Annotated in this window: 13 protein-coding genes; 11 read left to right on the forward strand and 2 right to left on the reverse strand. The window is 47.4% G+C overall.

Going from position 1 to position 11066, the window contains the following annotated elements; translation table 11 throughout:
• Positions 1-6 precede the first annotated feature (6 nt).
• The 10 genes from WC592_07925 (at position 7) to WC592_07970 (ending at position 8352) form a co-directional block, all read left to right on the forward strand.
• Entirely contained in the window at positions 7-1491 is a 1485-nt protein-coding gene (locus WC592_07925) for an FAD-binding oxidoreductase (GenBank protein MFA4982374.1), read from the forward strand.
• A gap of 2 nt (positions 1492-1493) precedes the next feature.
• The gene (larA, locus tag WC592_07930) at positions 1494-2774 is read left to right on the forward strand and encodes a nickel-dependent lactate racemase (protein MFA4982375.1); all 1281 of its coding nucleotides are present in this window, start codon (positions 1494-1496) and stop codon (positions 2772-2774) included.
• A gap of 62 nt (positions 2775-2836) precedes the next feature.
• On the forward strand, positions 2837-3550 hold the full coding sequence (locus tag WC592_07935; GenBank protein MFA4982376.1) for a glycine zipper family protein: 714 nt from the start codon (positions 2837-2839) through the stop codon (positions 3548-3550).
• Between the two features lie 110 nt (positions 3551-3660).
• A complete protein-coding gene (locus WC592_07940) occupies positions 3661-4215 on the forward strand; it encodes a thermonuclease family protein (GenBank protein MFA4982377.1) in 555 nt (184 codons plus the stop codon).
• Positions 4216-4227: 12 nt separating this feature from the next.
• Positions 4228-5139: a PAC2 family protein gene (locus WC592_07945; GenBank protein ID MFA4982378.1), complete on the forward strand. Its 912-nt coding sequence runs from the start codon at positions 4228-4230 to the stop codon at positions 5137-5139.
• Between the two features lie 77 nt (positions 5140-5216).
• On the forward strand, positions 5217-6452 hold the full coding sequence (locus tag WC592_07950; GenBank protein MFA4982379.1) for a flippase: 1236 nt from the start codon (positions 5217-5219) through the stop codon (positions 6450-6452).
• A gap of 78 nt (positions 6453-6530) precedes the next feature.
• Positions 6531-6692: a hypothetical protein gene (locus tag WC592_07955; protein MFA4982380.1), complete on the forward strand. Its 162-nt coding sequence runs from the start codon at positions 6531-6533 to the stop codon at positions 6690-6692.
• 35 nt (positions 6693-6727) lie between these two features.
• Positions 6728-7603, forward strand: coding sequence for an EamA family transporter (locus WC592_07960; GenBank protein MFA4982381.1), 876 nt, complete (start codon positions 6728-6730; stop codon positions 7601-7603).
• A 3-nt stretch (positions 7604-7606) separates the two neighbouring features.
• A complete protein-coding gene (locus WC592_07965; GenBank protein ID MFA4982382.1) occupies positions 7607-7951 on the forward strand; it encodes a hypothetical protein in 345 nt (114 codons plus the stop codon).
• 95 nt (positions 7952-8046) lie between these two features.
• Positions 8047-8352 (forward strand): DUF134 domain-containing protein, encoded by a 306-nt coding sequence (locus WC592_07970; protein MFA4982383.1) that lies wholly within the window; start codon positions 8047-8049, stop codon positions 8350-8352.
• A 319-nt stretch (positions 8353-8671) separates the two neighbouring features.
• Here WC592_07970 and WC592_07975 read toward each other — a convergent pair whose 3' ends face one another.
• Entirely contained in the window at positions 8672-9361 is a 690-nt protein-coding gene (locus WC592_07975; protein MFA4982384.1) for a pseudouridine synthase, read from the reverse strand.
• A gap of 127 nt (positions 9362-9488) precedes the next feature.
• Between WC592_07975 and WC592_07980 the strand changes: the two genes are divergently transcribed.
• Complete coding sequence (locus tag WC592_07980) at positions 9489-10550, forward strand: type IV pilus twitching motility protein PilT (protein MFA4982385.1); 1062 nt, start codon at positions 9489-9491, stop codon at positions 10548-10550.
• A gap of 14 nt (positions 10551-10564) precedes the next feature.
• On the opposite strand, the gene WC592_07985 is transcribed toward WC592_07980, so the two are convergent.
• The coding region (locus WC592_07985) for a lipid-binding SYLF domain-containing protein (protein MFA4982386.1) at positions 10565-11066 on the reverse strand (502 nt) is incomplete at its 5' end.

Consider the following 11066-nt stretch of genomic DNA (forward strand, 5'->3'; position numbering starts at 1 on the left):
TACGACATGCTTATAAAAAAAGACCCGGATATAATAAAATCGTATTTTGAAGATAGCTCCAATATGAAGGGCGGCCACGCCCTCGAAGTGGTCTTCCCGAAGGATGTAGACGAATTATCCGCCTTCCTTAAGGATGCCAATTCCGGAAAACTTCCTGTCACAATATCGGGCGGCGGCACCGGCACTACAGGGTCAAGGGTGCCGTTCGGCGGGGCGGTCATATCCATGGAGAAGTTTAACAGGATCGCGGAGATATCGGCGGATAAAATGTCGGCCTCGGTCCAGACCGGCGTATCGGTAGAAGACCTTAAGAACGCGTGTGAAGAGAAGGGGTTGTTCTATACATCGCATCCCACCGAAAAATCGGCTACCGTAGGCGGGACAGTGGCGACCAATGCGTCCGGATCCAGGTCTTTTAAATATGGCCCCACGAGAAGATATGTCAGGCGGCTGAAGATGGTGTTGGCAGGCGGAGAGGTCCTGGAGATAAAAAGAGGTGAGAGATCCCTCTCGCGCGACAATTCGTTAGTGAAGCTTCCGTGCGGCCTTGATATAGCCGTTCCTATGCCTTCATATGTGATGCCTGATGTGAAGAACGCCGCGGGATACTTCGTCAAAGATGGGATGGACCTTATAGACTTGTTTATAGGCCAGGAGGGAACTCTCTCCGTTATTACTGACATAGAACTCGGATTGGTCCCGAAACCCGCGGACATTTTCAGCTGTTTTGTTTTCTTCGAGAAAGAAGAAGACGCCTGGGATTTTTCCAGAGAGGCCAGGAGACTATCAAGGGCTAAAGATTTGAGCGCCGGACCGGCATTAGACGCGCTGTCGATCGAGTATTTTGACCACAACTCCCTGGATTTGCTGAGGGCCAAAGGCCGGGATCTCCCCGGTGACGCTAATGCGGCGATATTCTTTGAGCAGGAGATCGGCGGCAAGTGGTCGGGTAAAGTCGAGGAGAATTGGACGAAGCTTATTTTGGAGCACAACTCGTCTCCGGACGAAACCTGGGTTGCCATGGATGACAATAAACAGGATGAATTTACAAAGCTCCGTCACGCAATACCCGAATGCGTTAATGAGATGATAAAGCGTAATGGTTTCCAGAAATTGAGCGCTGACATAGCCGTTCCCGATGATCGATTTTCCCGGATGATGGATTTCTACCTGAGCTCTTTAATGGCAACTAAACTGGAATACGTGATATTCGGGCACATAGGAGAGAGCCACGTCCATGTAAATATCCTGCCAAGGTCTGAGACTGAATTGAGGTACGGCACGGATATGTTGATGGGTTTTGCCAGGAAAGGCGTATCGTTAGGAGGTACGGTTTCCGCGGAACACGGCATCGGGAAGATCAAGCATAAGTATCTTGAGGTAATGTACGGTAAGCAGGGCATATTGGATATGGCAAGAATAAAAAAAGCATTTGATCCCGGTTGTATACTCGGGCTCGACAACATCTTTCCTAAAGAGATATTAAGGTAGATATGAAAGAGATAAAATTTAATATTCCTTACGGAAAAGGATCGTTGGACTTTTCTCTCCCGAGAAGCAGGCTTCTGGGAGTGCTTAAGAACAGAGGCAGCAGGCCCGGGGATATCCGGAGCCTTCTTTCGTCGGTGTTTCGGAAGATCCCGGGTGAAGATGAGATCGAAGGCCTGGCTATCGGCAAAAACGTGCTTATAGTCGTCCCTGACGCCACTAGAAGCGCCCATCTAAGGCAGATATTGCCGTACCTGATAAGTAAGATCGGCAAGGTTTCCAGGACAATAGATATAATCATAGCGACAGGCCTGCATAAGAAGCACACCCGTGGCCAGTTGAAAGAGCTTCTAGGCGGATCTATAGTCCGGAAATACAGGATCTTGCAGCATGACCAGAATGTCGGCTCCCTTGCCGATCTGGGCAGCACCGATGACGGCATTCCTGTGATATTGAACAGGAACCTGTTTAGCCACGATCTCGTTATTTCCATAGGCGTCATTGAGCCGCATCTGTATGCAGGTTATAGCGGCGGGATAAAGACCGTGTCTATCGGGCTTGCCGGTGAACGTACGGTAAACTACACGCACGGGGTGAAATTTCTCGATGATAAGATGACGAGGATCGGTTCGGTGAAAGGCAACCCCTTTCAGGATGCCTTGTGGAAAATATCCGGCGGTATAAATATAGGGTTTTCTGTGAATGTGGTAAACGATCCTGACGGGGAAGCGGTCGGTCTGTTCGCGGGCGACACGAAAAGAGTTTTCGCGAAAGGTGTAAAAGCGTCGCGGAGGATATTTGCTGTGGAGGCGGAGATCCAGGCCGATATTGTAATATGCGGCGTCGGTTTTCCTAAGGATATTAACCTGTATCAGGCTTCCCGCGCAATAAATTATGTGGTGAACACGGACAGGCCTGTAATAAAAAGGGGAGGGGTTATTATAATTGCCGCTGAATTAAAAGACGGCATAGGGAAGAGTCCCTCAGAGATCAGGTTCTATGATAAGCTGAGAGAGATGCTTTCACCTGAAGATTTCATAATAAATACGAAGTTGAAAGGGTGTGTTGTCGGTGAACATCGGGCATATATGGTTGCCAAACCTCTCATCGATTACAAGATCGCATTTGTAAATACCGGGAAACACGCGTTTGCTCACGGTCTCCCATTCCCGTTCTTTAAGCGCATTTCAGCCGCTTTAAAATACGCCGACAGTATTGCCGGCCAGAGATCGCTGATATATATAATACCAAGAGCTTTGTCTACTATAGCGTCGGTTAGACCCTAAAACAAGCTTGCTTTTTTGTCATTTGTGAGTATAATTGATTAAGAAACATAGGAGGAAATTATATGTTTAGCATAAAAAATATATTGTTTGCAGTTTTCGCGATATTTTTTGTTGTCATATTTTCGGCGACCCGCCTTTTCGCGCAGGATGACGATTCGACCAGGCAGATCTTGAAGCAGGGATTGCTTGGAGCCGGCACGGGCGCCATCGCGTCAGGCGCTTCCGGAGGCAACGCAGGGACGGGGGCCCTTATAGGAGCAGGAACTGGTGTTATAGGAGGCGCGCTGCTGGATGCCATTACGACTCCATCCAGTTCATCAAGAAGGACTGTCAGGAGGAGTTCGGCGCCTCCTCCCGATGATGAATACTATTATGAAGATGAACCGGAAGATGTGTATTACGAAGAGGCGCCGCAGCAATCCGGCACATCACAGGTGTTGAAGCAGGGGCTGTTGGGAGCCGGCACGGGAGCTATAGCCGCAGGCGCGTCCGGAGGTAAGGCAGGCCAGGGGGCTCTTATAGGGGCAGGCACTGGTATTATAGGAGGCGCGCTGCTGGATGCCATATCTCAGCCTTCTCAGCCAAAGAGGGTCTACAGGAGAGCTCCGAGGCAGACGCAGACAGCTCAACCCGTGCAGCCGTTGCAGACGCAGCAGTATCAATCCAATGTCCAGGTCAGTGAAGAATCCGCCGGCCTTGAGGGCGGAAAAAAGAAGATCGTTAAAAAGTATGACGCTTCGGGCAAACTTATCTCAGAAGAAGAGATATACTACTAAAGAAGAGGCTAAGCGATAGCCAAAATTGAGACTAAACCCCACATCCGGGCGATCGCTGATATTAATTCGGTGGAGCTATGTGGGGTTTTTCTTTTTGAACCGCAATTACGATGCGAAAACAAATCAATTTTAAAAATATACAGATAATCGCGCTGATAGCGGCGTCTCTTGTCTATTTGGGTATTAAATCTCTGCCGCCTTTATCGGCAAGCGCGTTTGCGAAGGATGAATACCGCCTTGTGTCTCAGGTAGTGGATGGGGATACACTCAAACTTTCCGGCGGCGACCGGGTGAGGTTAATAGGCGTTGATACTCCCGAAGTGCATTATAGTGCGAAGCTTTTGAGCGACGCCAAAAAAAGCTCAAGGAATATAAAATCCATTCAAGAATCGGGTAGAAAAGCTTCGAGCTTTACGAAAGGATTGTGCGGGGGGAAGAAGATCAGGCTTGAGTTTGATGTTGAAAAAGAGGATAGGTACGGCAGGCTTTTAGCATATGTATATCTGGAAGACGGGACTTTTGTCAATGCAAGGATTATCGAAGAAGGGTATGCGCAGGTCATGACCATACCGCCTAACGTGAAACACGCGGAATATTTTTTAAGGCTTCAAAAGGAGTCCAGGGAAAAGCGTAAGGGGTTGTGGACTGCGAACGATAATTTGTGAACGGGGGACAGTATGGAAGAGATAAAGATATATAAAAATATAGACTTTACGGCGCCTATCATGATATCCGGGTGGCCCGGAATGGGAAATGTTGCCCTGGGGGTTGTGGAGTACCTGCACAAGAAGCTGGGGGCCGTGAAATTCGCCGAGATAACGGTCGATCCCATGGCAATACTTGATTCTGTCGTGGTCGATAAAGGTATGGCGGCCTTCCCGCCGGTACCGCAGAATACGTTTTATTACATAAAAAATCCTGAGATGATAATCTTTGTAGGAGAAGCCCAATTGCCGGGACGTTCCGGCATAGGCCTTTTGAATAAGATGCTGGATTTCGCGGCGGGGCTCAAGGTTAAGACGATATTCACCGGCGCCGCATTTCCTATGCCTGTAAGCTACAAGGAATTGCCGCGCGTCTATGCAGCTGTGAATAGAAAACCGCTTGGCGACAGCGTCAGGAGGTGCGGTGTCAGCCTGATGGATGACGGCCACATATCAGGCATGAACGGTCTTTTGCTGGGATTTGCCAAGCAAAAGAATATCGATGCCGTGTGCCTTTTAGCCACAATGCCGCAATATGCGATAGGCCTTCCGAACCCTAAGGCCTCCGGAGCCGTTATCGACGTATTGCGTAAGATCCTGAGTTTTAAGATCAGCTTCCAGGAGCTGGGCGAGCAGATAAAGGATGTAGACGAAAAAATGGCGGCTATCGAAGAAAAAGTAGGTGATGTGCTGACGTTCGAAAAAGAGGAGCCCGAGCATTTGCCCTCGGAGAAGAAGATACCCGCTTATATAATGGAAAAGATCGAAAAACTTTTCCAGGAGACGAGGCTTGATAAAGCCAAGGCCGCTATGCTGAAAAACGAGCTGGACAGATGGGACCTCTACGCATTCTATGAAGACAGGTTCCTGGATCTATTTAAATAATGATTAAGAAAGTCCTGCCTGACTGTGCGGTCATCGATAAGACAATATTCGCTATCAAGAAAAAATAGGATCTAACAGTGGAAAAATTGTCTAGGAATATGATATGGATGGGCGCAGCCAACTGCGTCAGCAGTCTTTTCGGCGCCATAATGCTCATATATCTCGCCAGGACGTTAATGCCGGCGGCGCTGGGAAATCTTTCATATGCGATATCGATCATAGTCTTTTTAGCCAGTTTCTTAGACCTGGGGTTATCGACCTATGGTATTAGGGAGGTGGCTAAAGCGGGTGGATCCGATGTGTCGGAGTACGTGTCCAATATTGTGTCGTTAAGGTTTGTTATAGCTGTAATATTGACCGTAATAGTCGCCGCAGTTTCAATGATATCCCGCCAGCCGGGGATTCTCAAACTTCTTATGATAGAAACATGCCTGATGATGTTCATGGCCGCGTTTGCCACAGAGTGGGCTTTTCAGGGGCTGGAAAAGATGTATATGGTATTCGCCTCTTTTTTGGTGACCTCGTTACTGCAACTTACCCTGATGTTGGTTTTTGTGAGGCATCCTGAAGATGTGGTAAAAGTGCCGTTTTTTTATTTCCTCGGATCAATACCCGTAATAGCAACATTCTTGAAACTGTTGAAGTTCAGATTTAAGGTCAGGAAACCGGATACGGCCAAGCTGAAGTTATATCTTACCAGTTCGCTTGTTATATGGGCAATAGCCATGTTTGCCCAGGTCTATAATAATCTTGATATATTCCTGCTCGGGCTGTTCAGGAAAGCTGAGGAAGTAGGATATTTTACCGTTGCAAGGAGAGCGGTCGGAGGAGTGACCATACTGGCCGTTTTTTTAGCCAATGCTCTCTTGCCCAGGCTCTCCTGCACATTTAATATAGACGCGAAGCAATTCAAAGGCGCGACGATAAAATTTTTAGCTGTTACAACGGTCATAATAATCCTGATCCTGCTGCCCGTTTTATTTTTTGCCAAGGATCTCTTGAGGTTGACTGTTGGAGCGGAATACGTTCCGGCAGCTATACCGCTCAATATAATGATCGGGGCGCTTATCCTGGTTCTTTTTAACCTGCCGTTTTCAACGGGCCTTATAGCGGCATGCCTGGAAAAAGAGGTCCTTAAGCAGGTTATCGCCAGCGCATTTTTCAGCGTTGCGCTAAACCTTGTTTTAATCCCTAAATACGGTATGGTCGGGGCTGCGGTCTCGTTCTTTTGCGCAGAAGCTCTGGCGCTTATCTGGATATTGTATGTTTATAAGGTGAAGATAGCAGGAAGCGGATTGGCCTCCGGCAGATGACGCGTTAGCGTTATACGGTGAACGCCGATCATAGGGAGAGAGCCATAAGCTGTGGCCTCATTAAAAAAGGAGGGTAATGTGGTAGAGAGAAGCGAATTTAAAGGAAAGCCGGTTTTGATCATCAGAAGGGATGAGAACGATAAATATCCGTTTACTTTCGGGCTTAGTAAGGCGAGGCTTATTCTGGAAAATCTTGAAGAGATTAAGAGGTTCGTCGAAGAGAACGAAAAAGAAGCTTAAAAAACCGGCATAAAGGCCATTAAAGGCAGCCCTGTATGTGGGCGATCTATTCTTTATTATCGGCTTTCTTTGTAGCGTCTACAGATCCTATAGCAAAAAAGACGCTATCCGAAAAGAGCGATGAATACCTGGTCGGCTGGCTTGTCCTGCTCCTATCGACGCCTTTTTTGGCTGTGGTGTGTTTTTCGCATAGGGTAGCGCCAATAACCGCGGAGCTGGTCAAGACGCTGCTATCGGTCATACCTTTTGAGATCCTGTCGGTGATCCTCTATTATAAGGCTCTTAAAAAGACCGACATATCGTTGTCGGTGCCGTTTCTTGCCCTGACGCCCGTTTTTACTATATTGACAGCCTTCCTGATCCTGGGCGAACGCGTACAGTTCATGGGGGCCATCGGCATTGTGCTGATAGCAGCCGGCGTATATTCGCTTAATATCAAAGAGGCGAAATACGGATTTATCAGCCCGCTAAAGGCCATATTCGTCAATAAGGGATCTTTTTACATGGTCCTTGTGGCTCTGATGTACGGCTTAACGTCGACCATGTCTAAAAAAGCCATGCTGTTATCAAGCCCGGAATCCATCCCGTTCATCTACAATGTTTCTATCAGCCTGGCTATGGCGCCTATTGTCCTATACAGGATGAGTCGCGGCAGTTCTAAGCTGAACCTTAAACCGCAAACGCTGCTTTGCTTCCTGGGGCTTGGATTATTTATGGCTCTTTCCAGCATATTCTACTTTAAAGCAATTTCTATAGCAGGTGTGGCTTATGCTGTATCCATTAAAAGGCTGAGCCTGCTTATGAGCGTGGGATACGGCTGGATATTTTTCAGAGAAAGGGATGTGCATATCAGGCTTCTCAGCACATCATGCATGCTTATAGGCATAGTTTTGATAATAACCAGCGGATAGTCTATGAAGAGATCGGTGGCCAGGATATTGTTCTTTATAGGTTGGGTTTTGTCGCCGTTGACCTTCTGGAACGACGCCTTTATTAATATACCTATCTCATATTTGTGCGCCAATATTACTATAAGTTTCTTCAAGGCCGATCTCCTTCTTGTCGTGCTTGTCTTCTACTGGGTAAGTAACTTACTGGGACTTCTTATGATGTATATGGCCGGCAGGGGAGTGGTACATGATAAAAAAGAGCTCTTGCGGGAGATCGCTATATTCATTGCGACGGTCATTATCTATAGTATACTGATAGTCTTTCTTGCCAGGATAGGCGTTATCAAGCCTGTCAATATCATCAAATAATTCCGCGATCCCGAGTTATGAAGATGCTATAACAGTAATGAGTATATACCCATAAAATAACCTGTGGATAATCTTTGCAAAATAGGTATTTAAACATGAAGGGACGGCCAAGAAAGCTGCGGATCATCCAAAAAGAACCCCAGATCAGGCAGTTCAGCCCGCGAGGCCGTATAGGCCGGCCGGGGTATATGATCCTTAAGCATGAAGAGTTGGAAGCCATAAGACTCTCCGACCATTTAGATATGAGCCAGCATCAGGCAGCCCGGTTTATGGGTATAAGCCAGCAGACTTTCTCACGCGTCTTAAAGAGCGCCCGGAAATGCCTTGCCGAAGCCCTTATAAAAGGCCAAATCATAAAGGTAGACGGGGGAGACTTCAGGATGGAGAAACATGCCAAATAATAGGATTTTCTATCTGGTATTGATTCTGCTGGCACTGATAATGTCCGGCTGCGCAGCCATTCCAATCCCAAGTTCGGTTCCGATACCTAACAATATCCCGATCCTAAACTTATTCCTATAGGTAAACACTCAGCTTTAAATGACACCTAAAGACCAAGATGGGCCTAAAGCTAAACGTCCTATAATATATCTTATGTTAACTTGGCATATTGGGAACAAGCACTGTAATATGTTGTCATTGAATGAGTTGTGTTAATAGTCGAATTACCTGTTGATAACGATGATTTTTTATCGCAGGTATAATGTTGATCGGTTATATTCAGGTATTATGGGGTGAAATTTCGCGCCATTTGCCGGGTTGTGTAGAACCTATGCCATAAGGCCCAAACCTCGTTCTAATGAGCTGTAGGACCGGTTTTTTGAGGCATTCAAACATCCTCCTGATCTCTCTATTTTTGCCCTCTACGAGCGTTATTTCCAGTTGTGTTGATGTCTTGTCGCGGCTTATTATCACTACCTTCGAGGGTTTAGCCGTTTCTCCGTGACCAATTTCTATGCCATTGCCGAGCCTTGATATATCATCCTGTTCAATGACGCCTTTTACAGTCACTTTATAGGTCCTTGGAACCCGATATTTAGGGTCAGTAAGCCTATCGCCAAAACGGGTGTCGTTTGTGAATATCAGCAGGCCCTCCGAATCCTTGTCCAGCCTGCCTACCGGGAATACCCATTCTTTAACGTCTTTAAGGAATTCGTATACGGTAGGCCTTCCTAATTCGTCGTTTCTCGTGGTTACATATCCCACAGGTTTATATAATAAAATATATCTTTTTTTCCTTACGCAGACGGCTTCTCCATCGACCGAAATCAGGTCCCGCTCCATGATATTTTTGCCGGGATCCAGGACTATACGGCCGTTAACAGCTACCTTTCCCCCTTTGACTAATCCGAGCGCCTGCTTGCGTGAGCACACCCCCGACTTCGATAACGAACGTATTAAATTTCGCACGCGGGTTCTATTTTTCATAGCTCCATTATATACTTTTACAGCTTATCTTCATAATTAATTTTTTACTTATTTTCTTGACACGATTTCAGCAAAGTGCTAAAATTTGTCATGTTAAAGAAAAGGAAAGATGGCTACCGATACTCTTAATATACAAGAATTGCTATCTCACGCGTTAAACAGGAAAGCTTCTGACCTGCATCTTATATCAGGGCTTAGGCCTATGCTGCGGGTGGATGGTTTTTTAATTCCTTCAGAATATCCTGAACTGGATCGCATCCAGACGAAGAAACTTGTTTACAGCCTTCTGAGCGATAAACAGAAAGAGATATTTGAGATGCAGTTGGAATTGGACGCGGCCGTAGATATGGCCGGTATGGCCCGTTTCCGGTTAAATGTCCATGTCCAGAAAGGAAACGTAGAAGCCGCTTTCCGCGTCATACCTAATCATATAAGGACACTGGAAGAGTTGGGCCTCCCCCCTGTCGTAGCCGATCTTGCCAGGCGGCCTACGGGACTCGTCCTGGTCACGGGCCCAACTGGTATGGGCAAGACGACTACATTGTCGGCGATGGTCGACCTTATTAACAGAGAACGCCGATGCCTCATAGTAGGGATCGAAGATCCCGTGGAATATCTGCACACGCATAATAAGAGCGTTATTAAACAGAGAGAGGTCGGCAGCGATACACATTCTTTTGCCAGCGCGCTGAAGCATGCATTGAGGCAGGATCCTAATGTCATACTTGTCGGAGAGATGCGGGACCTGGAGACCATATCTATTGCGTTAAGGGCGGCAGAGACCGGCCATTTTATATTAAGCACTCTTCATACGCCGGATGTTCCCCAGACAATAGACAGGATAATCGATGTCTTCCCTCCGCATCAACAGGAGCAGGTCAGGACACAGTTGTCGAATTGCCTGCAGGGGATCGTCTGTCAACAGCTTCTTCCCCGGAAAGACGGTAGCGGCAGAGTGGTGGCATGCGAAGTTCTTACAGTCACCAGTGCGGCGAGAAACCTTATCAGAAACAGGAAGACAGAGCAGTTATTGACTGTCGTTCAGACGGGCGAAAAGAACGGCATGATAACTATGGATAGATACTTGAAAAACCTTTATGAAGCCGGCACTATCGATCTCGCGACCGCCTTAAGTAAGGTCAGGGATGTCGCTGAATTCGACAAGATGTGACCGGTTCGAGCCCGCTATTTTTTGTAGGGATATTTTTTCAAGACCTGTAATATCGCATCCGCCGATTTTGGCATCTTGGCCTTTCCCCGCAGTAATATCGAATCAGCCGAAAGGCTTTTCCCATACAACTCTTTATCCCCGTCCCAGTGTTCCGTGATAACGGCGCCTTCCAGCTTTACTCCGGCAAACAGTCCGCGGCTGCGCGAATAAGACAGTATGCCGCCTTTGAGCTGTATGTCAGTCGATGCCTCTGCGGCTCTGCCGACAGGACCGCCGGCTACCGAGGCGTCGGCGCCCAGCTTGAACTTACCCTGCAGGATGCCATCTACAGACCTTCTATTCATAATAAGAAGCACGAAGTCGGTGGCCTGTCCGCCTAATTGCCAGCCCAGGCTCCCCCCTGCTATGGTAAATATTGCCGGCGGGGACCAATCTTCGCCCTTTTCGCTGCGTACCATAATTATTCCCTGCCCGTATTTTCCGCCGATCCCGATGCCGGCTGATATGGTATTAGGG

The sequence above is a fragment of the Candidatus Omnitrophota bacterium genome (assembly GCA_041648975.1).
Classification (GTDB): Bacteria; Omnitrophota; Gorgyraeia; order 2-01-FULL-45-10; family 2-01-FULL-45-10; genus JAQUSE01.